The sequence below is a fragment of the Microbacterium sp. LjRoot45 genome (assembly GCF_964253325.1).
Taxonomy (GTDB): Bacteria; Actinomycetota; Actinomycetes; order Actinomycetales; family Microbacteriaceae; genus Microbacterium.
Genome location: NZ_CAXUQM020000001.1, coordinates 856,197 through 874,962, shown reverse-complemented (window position 1 = coordinate 874,962; position 18,766 = coordinate 856,197). Strand labels below are relative to the sequence as shown.

Sequence of the window (18,766 nt, the reverse complement as noted above, 5' to 3'; positions counted from 1 at the left end):
CGGGCATGTCGCAGGAGGTCGCCGAGCGAGTCGGGCTCAGCCATCAGGGTCGTTACTGGTCGAACCGGTCGGTGCTGGCGTTCGCGGCCGGCAAAGATCCGATCGTTGCCGCTCGTGAGGTGGCGCGAGAACTTTACGACGCCGCTCTCGAGGCGGGCGCGGGCGGTCCGCCGGTCGACGTGCTGGCTCTCGCCGAGCGCCTCGGCCTGGCCTTGAACCCGCGCGACGACCTCATCGACGCCCAAATTCGAGTCATCGACGGTCGAATGTCCATCGAGTACAACCCGGGCAGGCCACGTGGCCGGCTTCGGTTCAGCATCGCGCATGAGCTTGCGCATTCGCGATTCCCCGATGTAGCCGACCAACCGCGACATCGAACGGCCGCTGGGTCGGTCGAGTCAGTCGTGGCTAGCGACGACTGGGAACTCGAGCTGATTTGCGACATCATCGCTGCAGAACTCCTCATGCCCGACTCTTCCGTAGCTGGTCTGCTGACCATCGACCCCGACATCGACTTCTTCATGGAGGCGCGACGGCGCCTAGATGTTTCAACGGAGGCGCTATTGCGGCGGGTCGTTGGCGAATCTAGTCGCCCCATATTGCTCGTCGCGGCGTCTCGACCGATGGACATGGGCGGGCAGGACATCCGGGTGGACTACGTTGATCGGTCACCCCGGTCCGTTGAGCTCCTTCCTGCTCTCGAGCATGGTGAGCGAGTCGACGGGTTGACGACTCTCCTTGCATGTTCCGCCGTGGGCCAGACGTCGCGGGGCATGGAAAATGTCAAAGGCGTCGATGTCCGCGTTCAGGCGGTTGGTGTTCCCGCCTACCCTGGCCGCCGCTGGCCAAGAATCCTGGCGCTAGTCGAGCCCATATCTACTCCGAGCTCTGCCGAGGGTATTGAATTCGTTACTGGAGATATCGTCACAGCAGGGTCGAACGCGGGCCCAGTGATCATTGCCCACGTCGTCCCAGACTCCACACGCGGTTGGAGCCGCTTCGGAGTGGGTGGCGCCTTGACCCGCGCGTTTCCCTTGTCGGCGAGCTCATATCGCGGCTGGGTTCTTTCCGATCCCGCCAACCAGAAGCTCGGCAACGTGCATTTCTCGCAGCCCCCGGGCACGGGAGGATCCACAACGATCGCAAGTCTGGTTGCTCAAGCAGGTTTCGGCCGAAGTACACAACCCCGTCTCGACTACCATGCCTTGTCCGCCAGCCTCGCGTCCGTCGCGGATGTGGCACTTCGAGATGGCGCAACCGTGCATGTCCCGCGGTTGGGAGCCGGCCAAGCAGGCGGCCGCTGGGACATGATCCAGGACATCCTCCTTCACCAACTCACCAGCAAGGGTGTGCCAGTCGTTGTACACACGTTGCCCGCGAGCGGGGGTTCACGATAAGTATGGGCTCAGTGGCGGAGTCCGCTGGCGAGCCGTCGCCGCGGATCGTTGTTCTTAGCGGTCAGGTCGGATCCGGCAAGTCAACACTTGGTCAGGGTCTGGCTGGTCGATTCGATGTCACGTATGTCCGCACCCAGGAACTCATGTACGACGCTGCAGCGCGCGCTGGCGAAGCTCTGCCGAACGAGCGACGGGCGCTGCAGGAATACGGTGAGAGGCTCGACCGCGACACTAGGGAACAGTGGGTCGCCGAGGGCGTCTCGGCGCTGGTGGCGCGCGGTGGCGCTGCTTCCTCACTGGTCGTGGTCGACGCAGTCCGCACCGTTGGGCAAATCGAGGCTCTTCGCGCAGCCTTCCCCTCGCTTGTGACGCACATCCATGTGCACGCTCCGCGATCGGTGCTTGGCTACAGATACGCGAACCGAAGCGACAGCGGAATCGCCGAGCTCGAGAACTATGACGCCGTTGCAATGAACGCCACGGAAGCTAACGTCACCTCTTTGCAGGCCAACGCGGACGTTGCCATCGATACCGATCGAAGTTCTATCGCTGATGTCCTCACGCGCGCGGCTGCCGCTCTCGGCATGTGGAGTTCTCGAGCCGAGCGACTGGTCGATGTGTACGTCGGCGGTCAATATGGCAGCGAAGGCAAGGGGAACATCGCCTATCACCTTGCCCACGAGTACGACGTGCTGATGCGCGTGGGGGGGCCCAACGCTGGCCACAGAGTGCCAACGGAACCCCCGTACACGCATCGGTTGCTCCCGTCTGGGACGCTAGCAAACTCGAACGCGCTCCTGTTGATCGGTCCAGGTACCACTCTGGATCTCGACGTTCTCATGGGAGAGATCGCAGACTGCGCTGTAGAAGCGGATCGGCTCGTGATCGACTCGCAAGCGATGGTTATCGAGGCGGAGGACGTGGCTGCCGAAGCGACGTTGAAGGCGACAATCGCATCCACTGGGAAAGGCGGCGGGTCGGCGGCATCGCGTCGCATCATGGGCCGTAGCGCGCAGCACGAACCGCCGGTTCGTCTCGCGAGGGACGTCCCGGAACTGGCGCCCTACGTCGGCTCCACGGCCAGCCGTCTCGAGCAAGCGTTTGCAGCCGAGAAGCGGGTGATGCTCGAGGGAACTCAGGGCACCTTGCTTAGCCTCTTCCATGGCTACTACCCCTTCGTGACCAGTCGCGACACCACTACCGCGGCGTGTCTCTCCGAGGCTGGAATCGGTCCGCACCGCCTCCGCCGAGTCATCATGGTGGTCCGGACGTACCCAATTCGTGTCGGGAATCCCGCCAACTCGACCTCCGGGCGTATGTCGCAAGAGATCGATTGGGACGTGGTCGCGGAGCGTTCAGGTCTGAACGGGGATGACCTGCGGCGGGTCGAGAAGGGATCTGTCTCGCAGACCGACCGACGCGTGAGCGAGTTCGACTGGGAGATGCTGCAGCGTGCATCGGAGTTGAATGGCGCTACGGACATCGCTCTGACCTTCGTTGACTATCTCGACGGGTCGAACATGAACGCCCGACGGTTCGACCAGCTGGCAAAAGGCACAATCCACTTCGTGGAAGAGGTCTCGCGAGTCGCTGGAGCGCCCGTTTCGCTAATCAGTACAGGCTTCGACACCCGGAGCTTGATCGACCGGAGGGAGTGGTAGCGGTGGATCGCGAAGACCTAATCGCTCGGCATCCGCGGCTCTTTCACATGGCCGAGGCTGGCAGTTGGCATGGGATTCGGCAGCACGGACTGATTACCACTGAGGAGCTGGTGCTGTCGGCAAATTTAGAGGAAGCAGAATCGCACGCTCTTCTGTCGGAGCGTCGATCAGGCTCGACCGTGATAGATCACCCTCTGTACGGTCGTGTAGTCATCCGCGACCAAGGCCCTCTCAATCTCACGCACCTCCGGAACGCTCTGGAAGACGTCACCGTGGAGGAATGGCTGCGCATCCTCAATTCAAGGGTGTTCTTTTGGCTGCATCCCGAAAAGCTGCAAGGCCTTCTGAAGGCGAGACGGTATAGGCATCAGCAACAGGATGTGATTACGGTCGATACCCGGAGTCTGCTTGACGCTGTAGGGGATCGCGTAAGACTGTCACGGATGAACTCAGGGGCAACGTTGTATCCGAGTGCGCCTCCTCGCGGATCCACAACGTTCACAGCGATCGAGGATTACGACTACGTCGCTCAACGTCGACGTCGCGGGGCCATGAACGCGATCGTCGAGCTCGCGGTCATTGAAGGTGTGAGGGACCTGCTCCCCCACGTCGTAGAGGTGCGTCGGGTCCAAGGCGGAGTCGAGGTCGAGCGGCTCTACCCATAGCAGCGAAATGCCGCGCCCCCAGTCGCGCAGTGAAGCCGTCTGGCCTACCGACCGAGCGAGGCGGGGAACCCTTGTCGTGCGTTCATCAGCGCGTCCAATCGATGCGACGCGTAGTGGTACTCATCCGCTTATGCCGGCTTCGGACGAGCACTCATCCCTGTGATTTCCTCGAATCCCTCCGCAGTCTGACACCGCCGTGACCTGACGGGCCGTACACACCGCCCCCTCGGACGCTCGGACGTCAGCCGCGACGCTGCCACACGGTGTCGTGCACGGCGACGACGATCCCGTGACCGAGGAGCGCCGGCACGAACGCGCCGATCGCGACCCCGGCCATGGATGCCGTGAACGTCAGCGACGCATCGAATCCCACCAGCAGCCCTACCCACACCGCCGCGCCCACGCTGAGAATCAAGACGAGCACGGCGATGGCGTAGAGCCAGGCGATCGGCTGCGGCAACGGCGGACGTGAGGTGGTCGCGTGAACGCTCATGGGCTGCTCCGTTCGAGGGCGAAGGTGTCACTGCCGACCATAGCGAGCCGCGCGTCCGAGCCGAAGGAAGAAGAGGAGGCGGGGGGGCCGGCGAGCGCCGGTCCCCCCGCCTCCCGGCTGGCCCCGGGGGGAAGGACAGCCCGAGGCCCGTCACGCGTGAGGGAGGACGCGGGGACGAGCACATCTGTGGGCCTTCTTTAGTTCGTTCTCGAACGAATAACTAGACTGTACCCGCGGAAGACGAGATGCGCAAGAAGTTCGTTCGCGGACGTAGTGTTGTGTCACAGCGAAGGACGGAGGAACGAGATGTCGACGAACCGTGGTCCCGGATTCGTGTCCCAGGCCGAGTACGAGCACGCGACGCAGGACGTTCTCGCGCGCTACGAGGGCTCCCTCGACCGCGACTCGTTCCGCGCCGTCTGGCTGCTCCACCAGGCCGCCGATGCCGCCCGCTCGTTCCAGACGGCCAACGTGCTCGACGAGTACGGCCTGTCCTGGCCGCAGTTCGAAGTGGTGTGGAACCTCTGGCTGTTCGGCGAGCGGGATGCCGGATGGGTGGCGCAGGCGGCCATGGTGTCCAAGTCGGGACTGACGACGATCCTGGCGCAGCTCTCCGCGCGCAACCTCATCATGCGGCGCGGCGACCCGGACGACGCACGGCGGAGCCTCGTGCGGCTCAGCGACGAGGGCGACCGCATGATGCTCGACCTCTTCCGACTCATGAACACGGTAGAGAAGCAGTTCTCCTCCGCCCTGGACGACGACGGCAAACGCCGCCTCGCCGACCTCCTCAGCGCACTGCTTGCCGGGTGGGAAGACCGACGCGCGCAGCCGTAGCCCCCCCTCCCCCACCCGTCCTGACGGCCGAGTCGGCATTTTCCGCAGCAGACCGTCAGATTTTCGCCTCGCCGCCGTCTTCTCTCCTGAGGAGAGGGGAGGCTCCGGTGGCTTCGGCATCCCATCGTCACGCGCGGCCGACTTTGGCGCGTGCGCTGCGCCTCGGCGACGTCATCCGCGTGTCTATCTCTTCCGTAACTCCGGCGTCGTCGGTCGTGGTGATCCTGCCCGCCGTCCTGTTCGCCCTCCACTGGGGCGCGCCGATCGCCTTCCTGGCCGCCGGACTCCTGTGCGTGCCGCTCGCGTACTGCTACTCGTCGCTCGGGCGTCGGTTCCCGAGCGCGGGCGGCGAGTACGCGTTCGCCCGCCGGCTCCTCGGAACCGGAGTCGCCCGCTCCACGTGGGCGGTCACGATCGTCGGGCTCGTCCTCGCGATCGCTGCGATGATCCAGGGGGCGGCAGGGCTGCTCTCCGGCATCCTCGGGCCTGGCACCGAGACGTGGTCGGCGCTGGCGCTGTGCGCCGTGGTGGCGCTCGTCGCTCCCCAGCACGTGCGACGCGGCGCCCGCATCACCTCCGTGATGCTGTTCATCGAGATCGTCGCGGTGCTCGGAATCACCGCCGTGGGGATCGTCGCGTTCGCGAACTCCGAGGCATCCGTCGGCAGCTGCGTCGACGCGGCACGGTCATCGCTCGCGACGCTCGATCCGGGCGTGGTGCTGGCGTTCGTCGCGGTCGCGTACTTCGCGCTGGCGGGCTTCGGGTCGGCGGTGATCCTCGGCGAAGAAGACCTCGACGCCGGTCGGCTCGCCGCCCGCGCCGTCGGGTGGACTCTCGCCTTCACATTCGTGCTCGAGTTCGTGCCGCTCCTGGCCCTCCTACTCGGCAACTGGTGCGGCCCGGTCGCGCCAGACGCCGACGGCGGACTCCTCACCGCGCTTTCGGGATTCCACGCGTCGCCCGCCCTTCAGGCCGCCGTCCTCGGCAGCGCGGCCATCGCCTGTCTCAACGCTGCGATCGTCATCGCCATGCAGGGCGCGCGCATCATCTTCTCCGCGGCGCGCGACGAGGTGCTGCCCGCGGCGGCCTCGCGACGACTGGGCCGGTTGCGCCAGAGCACCCGCGCGCCCCTGACGGCAACGATGCTCCTCGTCTCGGTCGCCGGCGCCGCCGCGCTCCTCCTTCCCGGCGACCGCGTGATCGCCGTCGCGAGCGCGGCGCTCATCGTTCCCCCCGCCGTGGTCGCGGCCAGCCGGATGGCGTGGGGCGGAGGACCGTCCGGGGTGTTCCGTCGCTGGGTGGTGCCGGGGTTGGCTCTGCTCGCGCTGGGCCTCGTCGCCGCGTTCGGGATCGCCGCCGACCCCTTCCCGTTCGCCGTCCCCGCTGTCGCGTGGCTCGTCGGGCTCGGCTACGACCGATGGCACCGGCACCGCTCAGCCCGAAAAGTGACGCCCCTCGGCCCGTGACGCCGCAGGTGCTTGGGCGCTATCGTCAGATGAGAGCGTTCTCATCTGGGAGGGGAGCCCGTGGCCAGAACGATCCGCGTCGCGGGCGTGCCCGCCGACTTCCGCGTGCCCCGCGGATGGCCGGTGCCGACCGACCGCTGGATCCGCACGAACGCGTTCTGGGTGCCGCCGGCCGACTGGACACCCACGACCCACCTCCGACCCGCGCCCCGAGGATGGCGGTTCTGGCAGCCCAACCCCCTCTGGACGCAGAGCCAGGCTCAGCTCTACCGGCGGACGCGCATCTGGCTGCACGCCGGCTTCACGCTGATGCTCCTCGGGGTCGGCTCCCGGATCCTCGGCAGCGTGACGCGCGACGACGCGTTCGCCCTCGCCTCGTTCGCCCTCCTCGGCGTCGCCCTGGCGAGCTACATCGTGTACGCCGTCGTCTGGGCCCGCATCACGCGCCGCGCCCTCCGGCGGTTCGCCGAGATCGCCGAGGAGAGCCGGCGCCAGTACCTCACGCGCGAGTACCAGCGCTATCTCCTGGATGCCGGATGACCCTCGACGAAGCACGCACCTGCCTGGGCCTCGGCCGCGACGCGAGCACCAGCGACATCCACCGGGCGTTCCGCGCACGGGCCCGCGACGTCCATCCCGACCGTCACCCCGGCGCACACGACGCCGACCGCGCCCGGCTCGCGAGCGAGTTCGACCGCGCACGGGCCGCCCGCGACGCGCTGCTCTCGTGGGTCGCGCTCGCACCGGCGTCGCCGGGTGGGGCGTCGGGTGCTGCGCCGGCTGGGGCGCGGGGTCCGGAGGCTGCATCGCACCGCGCGTCATCGGCATCCTCGCCCTGTGACGCACCCTCGCCGCCGGAAGCGGCCCCGGCCGATCCCCCGCCGCGCCCGCGCGCCCGTCCGCGCACGAGCGAAACCCGACGTCCGGAGGCGGCGCCCCGCGTGACGATGCGGTTCGAGGAGTTCGTCGCCTTCACGGATGCCGCGGGGTTCGGCATCGGCAGACGTTCGCGGCGCTGGATCGATTGGCCCCGCGTCATCGCCTGGTCCAGCGTCGGCGTTCTCGCCGCCGCGATCGCCGTCGCGGCGGCGATCACCGCACTGCTCTAGCCCGCGGGGTCGCGGGTGCGCCACCTGCGGGTGCCGCCCGCGGGTGCCACCGCCCACCACGGATGCCAAAACTGCGGAGATGTGCACGATCGCGGAGGCTGCGGCATCCGGAGCTCCGCGATCCTGCACATCTCCGAAATCCTGCGCGTGGGAGCACGCGAGTGCGCCGCACGTGGGTGCGATACACGGCGCGGGTGCACCATCCCTCCACGGATGCCAAAACCGCGGAGATGTGCACGATCGCGGAGGCCGCGGCATCCGGAGCTCCGCGATCCTGCACATCTCCGAAAACCTGCCTCGGGCGCACGCGAAGATCGCCCCGGAACCGAAGCTCCGGGGCGATCATCAGTGCGTTCTCGGTTCCTGTGTCGGTTCCTCTTTCGAGGTTCTTTCGTTTCCGTTTTCCTTCGCGAGACCAAAGATACTCAGCCCGGAATCCGCGTCAATACTTCGCCCGAAAGTCACCTCTCGTTCACGTTGAAGGTGAAACTGGGGTGCTTCTCGCGCACAGGATCATCCTTCCGATGGATGCCGATGCGACCCGCGGGCGACGCGGCATCCGCACGCCGATTCGTACCGTCGAATCATGGCCACCGCGACCGTTCCACTCCCGCTCTCCCCCGCCCGATCCGCACGGACGGTCGCTGCTCGCGGGGCGTCGGCGACGGGCGCGGCGGTGCTGTCGATCCTCGGCAGCATGGCGGCCATCGGCATCGCCGCGCTCGGCCTGCTGGTGGTGCCGGTCGCAGCACTGGTCGTGTTCGGACCGGTGCTGCTAGACCTTCTGCGCTGAGGAGGCGCGTTTCGTCTCGCTCCGCTCGCTCAACGACCGAAGGGGAGGGCTGAGGGGGTGCGTTTCGTCTCGCTGCGCTCGGGGGGCCGTTTCGTCTCGCTGCGCTCGCTCAACGACCGGGGGACCTGCGCTCGCTCAACGACCGACGGGCGTCAGTGCTCGCCGACGAGTTTCAAGCCCACGACGCAGCCGACGAGACCGAGGATGAGCAGGGTCTTCACGATCGAGAAGTCCTCGTCGCCGGTGATCATCGCCCACGCCACGGTGAGCGACGCACCGATCCCCACCCACACGGCGTAGGCCGTACCGGTGGAGATGTCGCGCATGGCCCACGCGAGACCGCCCATGCTGGCGGCGAGCGCGACGCCGAAGACGACCGTCGGCCACAGGCGCGTGAAGCCTTCGGACTTGCCGAGCGCCGTGGCCCACACGGCCTCGAGCACTCCGGACACGATGAGGATGACCCACGACATGACGAGCTCCTTGGCCAGTCTTGTCGCTCACCGGGTACTGATCCGTCGTCCGGGGACCCTGTCGAGGTCCGCGATCGAGGCTACCGGAGCGCCCTGATCACCACCTGTGCACCGGCAGCGCCCACCGCGGTCAGGGCGCGGCGACGAGGAAGAGGCCGTCGAGGAGCCCCGGGTTGTGCGCGTGGACGAGCACCCCGAACACGACGGCGTCGAACAGCAGGTGCACCGTCACGACGTAACCGAGCGATCGGGTGCGCAGGAAGATGATCGCCTGGAGCAGCGCGAACGGGATGGTGAGCACCGGTCCCCACGCCTGGTACCCCAGCTCCCACAGGAACGACACGAACACGATGGCCTGCAGCACGTTCGCGGTCGCGTCGGCCACGTGACGACGCAGCAGCACGAAGCAGGTGCAGATGAAGAACAGCTCGTCCCAGATGCCCACGGCTCCCACGCCGACGAACAGCCGCGCGATGAGGTCGGGCGTGTCCACCACGGGCCAGTTCTGATAGACGCCGGACGTGATGAAGTAGAAAGGCAGGATCAGCCAGCCGAGCACCAGCACGGCACCGAGCCACGCCCACTGCCAGCCGCGCCACCGTCCGCCACCGCGCCACGGGAAACGGATCGCATGGTCGCGGTAGACCCACCGTGACAGCACGTACGGCACGACGACGGCACCGCCGAGGGCCAGCGTGAACCGCAGCATGGCGAGGTTGTCGAGCTCGGCCTTCAGCGGCACCGAACTCACGATCAGCAGCCCCACGGCGATGAGCGAGAGGTCGCGGGTGAGCGACGGACCGGCATCCCTCACGCGTCCACGTTCGCGAACGAGGGCGATCCCGAGTCCCGCGGCGAGGAGGAGCCACCCGAGCCACGGCAGCAGCAGCACGAAGAACGCCGGTGCGGCCAGGCACACGAGGAGGGCCGGCACGACGTCGAACGAGACGAGCGGACGAGGGGATGCCGGGGCGCGTTCGATCATGGAGCCATCACCCCCGGGGGAGGCGCCGGTAGGCGAGGTCGCGGATCTCCCGGCCCTTCGCGAGCCCCTTGCGTTCGAAGGCGGTCATCGTGCGCCCCGCGAACCGCGGCGCCCACTCCCCCTCGAAATCGGGCTCGAAGTCGGCCGCGAACACGTCGGCATCCGAGAGCACGTCGCGCATCTGCAGCGCATAGTCCTCCCAGTCGGTCGCGAGCCGCAGCACCCCGCCGTCGCGGAGCGCCCGCGCCACCTGCGGCACGAAGGCGGGCGCGATCAGGCGCCGCTTGTTGTGCTTGGCCTTGTGCCACGGGTCGGGGAAGAAGACCCAGATCTCATCGACCGACCCCTCGGGCAGGAGGTGCTCCAGCACTTCGGGCGCGTTGGCCTCTACGAGCCGGAGATTGTGCACGCCGGCGCGGTCGGCGTCGAGCATCGTGCGCGCGAGTCCCGCGCGGAACACCTCGACGGCGAGGAAATCGACCTCGGGCTGCGCGCCCGCGGCGTGGACGATCGCGTGCCCCTGACCCGATCCGATCTCGACGACCAGCGGCGCGACACGTCCGAAGACGGCCCCGGGATCGACCGTCGACCCGGGAAGGACGCTCGTGGATGCCGCGTCGCGCTCGACCGGAAGGAGATACCGTCCCGACAGCTCCTCCCAGGCACGGTCCTGCGCGTCGCTCATGCGCCCGCTGCGGCGCACGAAGGAGACGGGCTTGTCGCGGTAGCGGGGGGCGGCCGGGGACGGTTCGGGCTCGGTCACCCGTCCAGGCTACCCAGCGACAGGGCTGCCGACCGTGTCAGCCGTCGACCGTGACGAAGTCGATGAGCTCCTCGACGCGGCCGAGCAGCGCCGGGTCGAGGTCGCGGTAGCTGTGGACCCGGCCGAGGATGCGCTGCCAGTTGCGCGCGAGGTCGACGGGCGTCTCGGCGGGCCACCCGAGCGCGCGGCTCACGCCGACCTTCCACTCGATCCCGCGCGGCACCTCCGGCCACGCCGGGATGCCGAGGGCACGCGGAGTGACGCACTGCCACACGTCGACGTGCGGGTGACCGACGATGCGGACGTACCGGCCGTGCGGGCCGCGGGCGACCGCCTCGGCGATGCGGGTCTCCTTGGAGCCGGGCACGAGGTGGTCGACGAGCACGCCGTAGCGTCGGTCGGCCGACGGCGGGTCTTCGCGCAGGACGGCATCGAGCAGGTCGACCCCCTGCAGGAACTCCACGACCACGCCCTCCGCGCGCAGGTCGTCGCCCCACACCTTCTCCACGAGCTCCGCGTCGTGCTTCCCCTCCACGAGGATGCGCGACGCGCGGGCGACGCGGGCCCGGGCCTGGGGTGCGGCGAACGAACCGGATGCCGTCCGCGTCGGAGCCGCCGGTGCCGCCGCGGCGGGCGCGACGAGCTGCACGGCCTCACCGTCGACGAGGAACCCGCTGCCGAGCGGGAAGAGCCGCCGCCGGCCGTGCCGGTCTTCGAGTGCGACGTGACCGGCCTCGATGCCGACCACCGCCCCGCAGTACCCGTCGCCGGCGACCTCGACGACGAGGTCGCGGTCGGCCGGCACCGTCGGCACCACGCGCCGCCCGACGTCGCGCCACCCTGCCGCGAGCACGCCGCTTCCGTATCTGTCGTCCATCGAATCCTCCGAGTGCGCGAGCCTAACCCGGATCGCGGAGAGGCTCGGGGAGGCACGCGCACGGCGACCCCGGCGCATCCTTCGGAGCCCGTTCGGAGCGGTCGCGCGAACACGACGGAAGGTCTGGGCGGATCCACAGGCGGCGGGCGCCGGATCGCCTATCGCCGCATGCGCGACGGGGCATAGACTCGCCGAAGGGGCGGGGCGCAGGTCCCCGAACGAGGAGGATCCACCGATGCGATCGCGTTGGATGTTGGCGCTCGCAGCCACCGTCTCGATCGTGCTCGGCAGTGCCCTGCCGGCATCCGCGACCGACCCGATCCCGCTCGGCAGCGGTCGCGTCCTCGACGAGGCGGGCGTCCTCTCCAGCTCGCAGGAGCAGGCGGTGCAGGCCCGCTCGGAGGGCCTGTCGGCATCCTCCGGCGTCGACCTCTGGGTCGTCTACGTCGACGAGTTCACCGATCCGACGAGCGCGGAACGCTGGGCCAACGACACCGCCGAGCTCAACAACCTCGGCCCCACGCAGTACCTCCTCGCGATCTCCACCGAAGGGCGCGCGTTCTTCCTGTCCGGATACTCCGAAGGCCCCGTCTCGTTCGATCAGCTCGGCGCGATCGAGCAGGACCGGATCGCGCCGGCACTGCAGTCCGGCGACTGGGCAGGTGCGGCCACGGCCGCGGCGGACGGACTGGCGGATGCCGTCGGCGGCGGCTCCGGCGGCGACGGGAACGCGTCCGGCGGCCTGGGCGGCATCCTGTTCGTCGTGCTGCTCGTGGTCGTCGTGGGCGCGCTCATCTTCTTCGTCGTGCGCGCGCGCCGGAAGTCGCGCGTCACCACCGGAGGCGCGACCCCGCAGGCACCGCAGGTGCCGCTGGAGGAACTCGCCCGGCAGGCCTCCTCGGCGCTCGTCGACACCGACGACGCCGTGAAGACCAGCGAGCAGGAGCTCGGCTTCGCACGCGCCCAGTTCGGCGACGCGGCCGCCGCGGAGTTCGAGACCGTGCTCGCGCAGGCCAAAGCCGACCTCGACACGGCGTTCTCGCTCAAGCAGCGCCTCGACGACGAGAACCCCGACAGCGAGCAGGACGCCCGCGCGTGGAACACGCAGATCCTCGAGCTCTGCGCCCGCGCCAACGCCGCGCTCGACGAGAAGGCGGCCGCCTTCGACGAGCTGCGCCAGCTCGAGCAGAACGCCCCCGAAGCGCTCACCCGCGTGCAGGAGATGCACACGACGGTCGCCGCGACGATCGACGCCGCCGCCGCTCGGCTCACGCAGCTGCAGACCGCGTACGCCCCCGAAGCCCTCGCTCCCGTCGTCGACAACCCCGAGCAGGCCCGTCAGCGCCTCACCTTCGCGCAGGAGCAGCTGAACGCCGCCCAGACCGCCATCGGCGCCGGCGACGGCGGCGAGGCGGCCGTGAGCATCCGCGCGGCCGAAGACGCCGTCGCGCAGGCTCGCACGCTTCAGGATGCCATCGGGGTGCTCGCCGACGACCTCGCCGAGGGCGAGCGCGACGCGGCGGCGCTCCTGGCCGAACTGGAGAAGGACATCGCGACGGCGAGCGCCCTCCCCGACGCGGACGGCCGCGTCGCCGGTGCCATCGCGGCGACCCGGCAGCAGATCGACGCGGCCCGCCCGCTCCTGGCCGGGTCGGCCAAGCGCCCCCTGTTCGCGCTCGAGAACCTCGAGAAGGCGAACGCGGAGATCGACGCCGTGCTCGCCGACGTCCGCGACGCGCAGGAGAAGGAGCGGCGCGCGGCTCAGCAGCTCAGCCAGCTGCTCGCGCACGCCCAGGCGCAGGTCTCCGCCGCGGAGGACTACATCAGCTCCCGGCGCGGCGCAGTGGGAGCGACGGCGCGCACCCGGCTCGCGGAGGCCGGCTCCTCCCTCGTCCAGGCACGCCAGCTCGCGGCGACCGACCCGGCGCAGGCGCTCGCGGCCGCCCAGCGCGCGAACGATCTCGCCGCCCAGGCCCTCCAGCACGCGCAGAACGACGTCGGCGCGTTCGGCGGCGGTGGGTTCGGCGGCGGCAACGGCGGCGGGGGCGGGAACGTCATGGGCGCCGTGCTCGGCGGCATCCTCATCAACTCGATGCTCGGCGGCGGAGGCGGCCGGCGCGGGGGCGGCGGCATGCCCTCGTTCGGAAGCCGCGGCGGCGGCATGAGCTCCGGCAGCTTCGGCGGCGGCGGCACCCGCTCCCGCCGCGGAGGAGGCCGATTCTGACCCCCCTCGACCATGTGCGCGGGCGACGCCCCGCACCTCACACCACCCACACCTCCCGCTAGGAAAGGAAAACCGATGGCAAAGCAGTCCATCTTCGGCCGCATCTCGACCCTCGTGAAGGCGAACATCAACGCCCTCATCGACCAGGCCGAAGACCCCCAGAAGATGCTCGACCAGCTGGTCCGCGACTTCACCAACAACATCGCCGACGCCGAGTCGGCGATCGCCGAGACGATCGGCAACCTGCGCCTCCTCGAGCGCGATCACGCCGAGGACGTCAAGGCCGCCGCCGAGTGGGGCAACAAGGCCATCGCCGCCAGCCGCAAGGCCGACGAGCTGCGCGCGACGGGCAACACGACGGATGCCGACAAGTTCGACAACCTCGCGAAGATCGCCCTGCAGCGTCAGATCGGCGAAGAGAAGGAAGCGGCGGCGATCGCGCCGTCGATCGCCGCGCAGACGGAGGTCGTCGACAAGCTCAAAGACGGCCTGAACGGCATGAAGCAGAAGCTGGAGCAGCTGAAGACGAAGCGCTCCGAGCTCCTCGCCCGCGCCAAGACCGCCGAAGCGCAGAACAAGGTGCACGACGCGGTCAAGTCGATCGACGTGCTCGACCCGACGAGCGACCTCGGCCGCTTCGAGGACAAGGTGCGCCGTCAGGAGGCCCTCGCAGCCGGCAAGGCGGAGATCGCCGCGTCGTCGCTGGACGCCCAGTTCAACGAGCTGGAGGATGTCGGCGAGCTCACCGAGGTGGAGGCGCGCCTGGCCGCGCTGAAGACCGGCGGCACGTCCGCACCTGCTCTCGAGCAGTAAGCAACCGCACGCAGCGCCGGGTGTCGTCCGCGACGCCCGGCGCTGCGTCGTCGTGCGGCGGGCTGCGAGGCCGTCGCACGGGAGGAAGATGACATCATGACGCGTTTCCTGGTCGTGCCCCAGTGGCAGGGTTCGCCCGCCGCCCGGGCCATGCTGCTCGTCGACGGCGCCGACGCGATCGCCGGCGACCTCCCCCGCGCATCGTGCACGCGCGTGGAGGTTCCCGTGGAGGCCGGCGAATCGCTGGAGACCGGCATCCGTCGCTTCAGTGCGCTCCGACGCGTGCGGGAGAGTCTCACCGAGGCGCTCGACGCGTCCGAGGAGGTCGCTCTCGTCGTCGGCGGCGACTGCGGCGTCGCGGCGCCCGCGATCGCGCACGCGGCAGCCCGGCATCCGAATCTCGCCGTCGTCTGGTTCGACGCCCACGGCGACTTCCACACCCCCGAGACCTCCCCGTCGGGAGCGTTCGCGGGCATGGTGCTGCGCGCGGTCACCGACGGCGGTCCTCTCGGCGAGGCGAGCGTGCCCGCCGAGCGGGTCGTCCTCGCCGGTGCGCGCGAGTTCGACGAGGCCGAAGCGGATGCACTTGCCGCCGCGGGCGTGCACCACGTCCCCTCCGCCGCCCTGGGCGACCCTGCCGCCCTCCTCGCCGCGGTCGACACCCTCGACGCCGACGCGCTCTACGTCCACGTCGACCTCGACGTGCTCGATCCCGCCGCGCTCTCCGGCGTCGCGCGTCCCTTTCCCTTCGGGCTGCAGCCGGAAGAGCTCACCGGCGCGATCCGTGCCCTCCGCGAGCGCCTCCCGCTCGCCGGCGCCTCGATCGCGGGCTTCTCGCCCTCGTCGCCGCACGCGGCCGTGGACGACCTGGGCACGATCCTCCGCGTCGTGGGATCTCTCGCGTGATCGCCCGCCCACCGGCCGGGTGGCGTGATCGCGCCGCCCTCGCTGTGACGCGGGGCGAACGGATCGACCGGTGGATTCCCGGCATCCTGCTCGACTCCCCCCTGAGCCTCCTCGGCTACGCGTGGGGCACGACGGTCGGGTGGGTGTGGGGATCGGTGTGGTCGACCGGGCGCGTCGAACGCCGCGAGGGCCTGTGGGTGTTCACGGGGATGCCGTCGTGGAGCTACGGTCGCGGCGGTGTCTGCGTGGGCGGGTGCTTCCTCACGGGAACCGCACCCGTCACCGACGCGCTCCTCCGGCACGAGGCGACGCACGCACGCCAGTGGCGGCGGTACGGCTTCCTGATGCCGTTGCTCTACCTGCTGGCGGGACGCAATCCGCTCACCAACCGCTTCGAGATCCTCGCGGGCCTCGAAGACGGCAACTACGTGCCTCGCGGCGCGCGCTGACCAGCGGGGGTACCCGGGTCAGCGCGAGGTGGCGAGTCCGAAGCGGGCGGGGGTGTGGATGCCGTCGGCATCCATTCCGAGCACGTCGGTCAGGTGGTCGAGGATGTCGGCGGTGCCGAGGAATCCGCCCAGCAGGTGCACCTGCGTGTGGTGGCCGTGTCCCTGCTCGTCGTCGCAGAGCATCTCGTCGGCCCAGGCGGTGACCGCCCGCGCGAGCGCCTGACCGGGAGCGCACGCCCGACCCGAGCCCGGGGCACCGGAGCGCGAAGAGCGGTCCAGCCACGTCACGATCATGCGCGGGGGGACGACGAGCTCGCCGATCGCCGCGGCATCCGGAACTTCGACGAACACCCGGCCGGTCGAGCAGATGGGCAGCGTCGACAGCAGGAGTTCCAGATCGCCGAGCGACTGATCGTCGGCGGTGATCAGGTGCTGGACGCGCGTGTGCTTGGCGGCACGACAGACTCCGGGACCGTGTGCGACGGAACCGGGAGCGGTGGTGGGCATCGTGGACATGACACCCCCATCATACCTCGCGGGTAAGGCATGCCTCACCTCAGTCCGTGATGAGTGACCGCCGCAGTTCTCGCACGTCGTCGTCGGACAGTCCGCGCGCACGGAGGAACTCGACCGGTGCGCCGAATCGAGCGCGAAGATCGTCCAGCAGCCCTCGCATGACGGGGGCCGGCGAGCGCGTCGCGAGATCGGCGAGATTGCGCGCCTCCGGGTGAAGGCGTTGCAGATAGGACAGCACGCGGGCGTTGCGGTCGGCCGGGAGGAGCGTCTCGGTGCGCGCGTAGTCCGCCACGATCGCGTCTTCGTCGACCCCCGCCGCCGCGAGCGTCAGCGCCACCGCGACCCCCGTGCGGTCCTTCCCTACCGTGCAGTGGACGAGGAGCGGCGCATCGTCGACGACCCCGCGCACGATCTGGACGATCGCCTCCGATGAGCCGTCGACGAGCGTGCGGTAGAGGTCGGCGAGAGTCACGTCCTCTTCGAAGAACGACGACGCGGAGCCGGCGAACAGGGGCACGCGCCGGGTGACGACGGGAAGGTCGCCCAGGTCCGTCGGCTCGTACGCGATCTCGGCGTCCTCCCGGAGGTCGACGATGTGGCGCAGCCCCAGCGACCGCAGCGCCGCACGCCCCTCCTCACCGACGCGGGCGAGATTGCCCGAACGGAACAGGACGCCGTGCCGCGTGACGCCCGACCCCGCCGGGAGACCGCCCACGTCGCGGAAGTTGAGCGCTCCCGCGACGTCAGCCATCGGCAGCGGTCGACCGCCGCGGAGGCACGGGGTACTTGCCTGCGATCGTGATGCGGTTGAACGCGTTGATGGAGACGAGCAGCCAACTGATCGCCACGTACTCCGATTCGGACAGGATGCCGCCGACGTGGTCGTACACGTCGTCGGGAAGACCCTCTTCGTGGATGAAGACGTAGCGTTCGGCCAGCTCCAGCGCCGCGCGCTCCCGCGCCGAGAACACGCCCGACTCCCGCCACGTGGCGAGCTGGGCGATCTCGTCGGCGCTGATGCCGGCGGCCACGGCCCGATCGACGTGGATGCGCACGCAGTAGGCGCAGCCGTTGAGCTGGGAGCTGTGGATCAGCGCCAGCTCCTTGAGGCGGTCGTCGATGCCTGCCTCCGCGGCGAGCTTCCCCACGGTCTGCGAGAACGCGTCCAGCGCGTCGTACGCCGGCCGCGCGGAACGGGAGAGGTGCACGCGTCGTTCCTCGGTCATGCGCTCAGCCTACGGCGGCACCCCGTGCAGGAGCGGGGTGTGTTGCGTCCCGTCTCGACGTCACGCCCCTCGCGCCGGCTATCCGGCAGGATGTCGGCATGAGCGACGAGTTCCAGTTCCTTCCCGCGCAGGCCGCCGACGTCGGTGTCGCCGCGCCGCCCGTACGTCGGGTGACGCACACCCTGCCGGACGGGCGCGCCGTCAGCGCGCTCGCGTACGGCGACGGCGAGCCCCGGGTCACGTTCCTCCACGGCGCCGGACTGAACGCCCACACGTGGGACACGACGATCCTCGCGCTCGGCCTCCCCGCCCTCGCGATCGACCTGCCCGGCCACGGCGACTCGTCCTGGCGGGACGACGCCGCCTACGCGGGCCGCCCCCTCGCCGACGACATCGCGCCGGCGCTGGCGGCGTGGACCACGACACCGCAGGTGCTCGTCGGTCAGTCGCTGGGAGGGCTGACGGCGGCCGCGCTCACCGCCGCCCACCCCGAGCTCGTCCGCGCACTCGTCGTGGTCGACATCACGCCGGGCATCGACCCGCAGGGGGATGCCGCGGGGATCCGCGCCTTCTTCGCCGGCCCCGTCGACTGGGCCAGCCGCGACGAACTCGTCGATCGGGCGCTGGCTTTCGGCCTCGGCGGCTCCCGCGAGGCCGCCACGCGCGGCGTGTACCTCAACTCTCGCGTGCGGGAGGACGGCCGCGTCGAGTGGAAGCACCACTTCGCGCGCCTCGCGAACGCGGCGGCCGCCGACCCCGCCGGCGCGGCGGCCACCCAGCAGCAGCACGACGCGCTCCGCGGCGCGCTCTCCGCCTCGGGATGGGACGACCTGGATGCCGTCGGCGTCCCGATCACCCTCATCCGCGGCGATCGGGGTTTCGTGACCCCCGGCGACGCGGAGGAGTTCTCCCGCCGCGTGCCGACGGCATCCGTCGTGGTCGTGGCCTCAGGCCACAACGTTCAGGAGGAGCTTCCCGTCGAGCTCGCGCGCCTCGTCGGCGCGATCGCCGCGTGACGATTGCCGAACGTTCGTGACGCCGGATGTCCGCAGCACGCCCGTCGGACTCTAGGCTGTAACGCGCACCAGAGTCGGCAGCTCGCCGCGACGCACC

21 protein-coding genes and 1 riboswitch are annotated in these 18,766 nt (G+C 69.7%); of the genes, 13 read left to right on the top strand and 8 right to left on the bottom strand.

Annotated features, from left to right (window positions below; translation table 11 throughout):
* The first annotated feature begins 5 nt into the window (after positions 1-5).
* The 3 genes from ACSQ18_RS03940 to ACSQ18_RS03930 are packed head-to-tail and all read left to right on the top strand — an operon-like array spanning position 6 to position 3,723.
* Positions 6-1,397, top strand: a complete 1,392-nt coding sequence (locus ACSQ18_RS03940; protein WP_436035874.1) for an ImmA/IrrE family metallo-endopeptidase — start codon at positions 6-8, stop codon at positions 1,395-1,397.
* An 11-nt stretch (positions 1,398-1,408) separates the two neighbouring features.
* Positions 1,409-3,058 (top strand): adenylosuccinate synthetase, encoded by a 1,650-nt coding sequence (locus ACSQ18_RS03935; RefSeq protein ID WP_436035873.1) that lies wholly within the window; start codon positions 1,409-1,411, stop codon positions 3,056-3,058.
* Positions 3,052-3,723 carry a DUF7002 family protein gene (locus ACSQ18_RS03930; protein ID WP_436035872.1) on the top strand — a complete coding sequence of 224 codons (672 nt, stop codon included), beginning with the start codon at positions 3,052-3,054 and terminating at the stop codon, positions 3,721-3,723. Before ACSQ18_RS03935 ends, ACSQ18_RS03930 begins: the two co-directional genes overlap by 7 nt.
* 241 nt (positions 3,724-3,964) lie before the next feature.
* On the opposite strand, the gene ACSQ18_RS03925 is transcribed toward ACSQ18_RS03930, so the two are convergent.
* Positions 3,965-4,216 carry a hypothetical protein gene (locus tag ACSQ18_RS03925; protein WP_436035871.1) on the bottom strand — a complete coding sequence of 84 codons (252 nt, stop codon included), beginning with the start codon at positions 4,214-4,216 and terminating at the stop codon, positions 3,965-3,967.
* A gap of 306 nt (positions 4,217-4,522) precedes the next feature.
* Between ACSQ18_RS03925 and ACSQ18_RS03920 the strand changes: the two genes are divergently transcribed.
* The 5 genes from ACSQ18_RS03920 to ACSQ18_RS03900 all read left to right on the top strand — a co-directional run bounded on the left by ACSQ18_RS03920 (position 4,523) and on the right by ACSQ18_RS03900 (position 8,421).
* Positions 4,523-5,053 (top strand): MarR family winged helix-turn-helix transcriptional regulator, encoded by a 531-nt coding sequence (locus tag ACSQ18_RS03920; protein ID WP_436035870.1) that lies wholly within the window; start codon positions 4,523-4,525, stop codon positions 5,051-5,053.
* A gap of 179 nt (positions 5,054-5,232) precedes the next feature.
* Positions 5,233-6,519 (top strand): APC family permease, encoded by a 1,287-nt coding sequence (locus ACSQ18_RS03915; protein WP_436035869.1) that lies wholly within the window; start codon positions 5,233-5,235, stop codon positions 6,517-6,519.
* Between the two features lie 60 nt (positions 6,520-6,579).
* On the top strand, positions 6,580-7,059 hold the full coding sequence (locus ACSQ18_RS03910) for a hypothetical protein (protein ID WP_436035868.1): 480 nt from the start codon (positions 6,580-6,582) through the stop codon (positions 7,057-7,059).
* Positions 7,056-7,628 carry a DnaJ domain-containing protein gene (locus ACSQ18_RS03905; protein ID WP_436035867.1) on the top strand — a complete coding sequence of 191 codons (573 nt, stop codon included), beginning with the start codon at positions 7,056-7,058 and terminating at the stop codon, positions 7,626-7,628. Before ACSQ18_RS03910 ends, ACSQ18_RS03905 begins: the two co-directional genes overlap by 4 nt.
* 586 nt (positions 7,629-8,214) lie before the next feature.
* The gene (locus ACSQ18_RS03900) at positions 8,215-8,421 is read left to right on the top strand and encodes a hypothetical protein (RefSeq protein ID WP_436035866.1); all 207 of its coding nucleotides are present in this window, start codon (positions 8,215-8,217) and stop codon (positions 8,419-8,421) included.
* 152 nt (positions 8,422-8,573) lie between these two features.
* On the opposite strand, the gene ACSQ18_RS03895 is transcribed toward ACSQ18_RS03900, so the two are convergent.
* The 4 genes from ACSQ18_RS03895 to ACSQ18_RS03880 form a co-directional block, all read right to left on the bottom strand.
* Positions 8,574-8,894, bottom strand: coding sequence for a DMT family transporter (locus tag ACSQ18_RS03895; protein ID WP_144807394.1), 321 nt, complete (start codon positions 8,892-8,894; stop codon positions 8,574-8,576).
* A 9-nt stretch (positions 8,895-8,903) separates the two neighbouring features.
* A riboswitch (guanidine-III (ykkC-III) riboswitch) is annotated at positions 8,904-8,968 on the bottom strand.
* A 56-nt stretch (positions 8,969-9,024) separates the two neighbouring features.
* A complete protein-coding gene (locus ACSQ18_RS03890) occupies positions 9,025-9,879 on the bottom strand; it encodes a CPBP family intramembrane glutamic endopeptidase (RefSeq protein WP_436035865.1) in 855 nt (284 codons plus the stop codon).
* A gap of 7 nt (positions 9,880-9,886) precedes the next feature.
* The gene (gene trmB, locus ACSQ18_RS03885; RefSeq protein ID WP_436038381.1) at positions 9,887-10,564 is read right to left on the bottom strand and encodes a tRNA (guanosine(46)-N7)-methyltransferase TrmB; all 678 of its coding nucleotides are present in this window, start codon (positions 10,562-10,564) and stop codon (positions 9,887-9,889) included.
* Between the two features lie 115 nt (positions 10,565-10,679).
* A complete protein-coding gene (locus ACSQ18_RS03880; RefSeq protein WP_436035863.1) occupies positions 10,680-11,519 on the bottom strand; it encodes a DUF3097 family protein in 840 nt (279 codons plus the stop codon).
* 235 nt (positions 11,520-11,754) lie between these two features.
* Between ACSQ18_RS03880 and ACSQ18_RS03875 the strand changes: the two genes are divergently transcribed.
* The 4 genes from ACSQ18_RS03875 to ACSQ18_RS03860 all read left to right on the top strand — a co-directional run bounded on the left by ACSQ18_RS03875 (position 11,755) and on the right by ACSQ18_RS03860 (position 15,911).
* Complete coding sequence (locus ACSQ18_RS03875; protein WP_436035861.1) at positions 11,755-13,743, top strand: TPM domain-containing protein; 1,989 nt, start codon at positions 11,755-11,757, stop codon at positions 13,741-13,743.
* Between the two features lie 75 nt (positions 13,744-13,818).
* Positions 13,819-14,556 carry a PspA/IM30 family protein gene (locus ACSQ18_RS03870; RefSeq protein WP_301039537.1) on the top strand — a complete coding sequence of 246 codons (738 nt, stop codon included), beginning with the start codon at positions 13,819-13,821 and terminating at the stop codon, positions 14,554-14,556.
* 96 nt (positions 14,557-14,652) lie between these two features.
* Complete coding sequence (locus ACSQ18_RS03865) at positions 14,653-15,462, top strand: arginase family protein (RefSeq protein WP_436035859.1); 810 nt, start codon at positions 14,653-14,655, stop codon at positions 15,460-15,462.
* Positions 15,459-15,911: a Fe-S oxidoreductase gene (locus ACSQ18_RS03860; protein WP_436035858.1), complete on the top strand. Its 453-nt coding sequence runs from the start codon at positions 15,459-15,461 to the stop codon at positions 15,909-15,911. The genes ACSQ18_RS03865 and ACSQ18_RS03860 overlap by 4 nt, the downstream gene beginning before the upstream one ends.
* 18 nt (positions 15,912-15,929) lie before the next feature.
* Here the strand turns inward: ACSQ18_RS03860 and ACSQ18_RS03855 are convergent, their stop codons facing one another.
* From ACSQ18_RS03855 to ACSQ18_RS03845, 3 genes are read right to left on the bottom strand one after another with little or no spacing between them, the layout of a single operon-like run.
* Positions 15,930-16,427: an SIP domain-containing protein gene (locus tag ACSQ18_RS03855; protein ID WP_436035856.1), complete on the bottom strand. Its 498-nt coding sequence runs from the start codon at positions 16,425-16,427 to the stop codon at positions 15,930-15,932.
* Between the two features lie 40 nt (positions 16,428-16,467).
* A complete protein-coding gene (locus ACSQ18_RS03850; RefSeq protein WP_436035855.1) occupies positions 16,468-17,178 on the bottom strand; it encodes a tyrosine-protein phosphatase in 711 nt (236 codons plus the stop codon).
* A complete protein-coding gene (locus tag ACSQ18_RS03845; RefSeq protein ID WP_436035854.1) occupies positions 17,171-17,653 on the bottom strand; it encodes a carboxymuconolactone decarboxylase family protein in 483 nt (160 codons plus the stop codon). The genes ACSQ18_RS03850 and ACSQ18_RS03845 overlap by 8 nt, the downstream gene beginning before the upstream one ends.
* A 98-nt stretch (positions 17,654-17,751) precedes the next feature.
* Here ACSQ18_RS03845 and ACSQ18_RS03840 point away from each other — a divergent pair, with 98 nt between their 5' ends.
* Positions 17,752-18,669, top strand: a complete 918-nt coding sequence (locus ACSQ18_RS03840) for an alpha/beta fold hydrolase (protein WP_436035852.1) — start codon at positions 17,752-17,754, stop codon at positions 18,667-18,669.
* Positions 18,670-18,766: the final 97 nt, after the last annotated feature.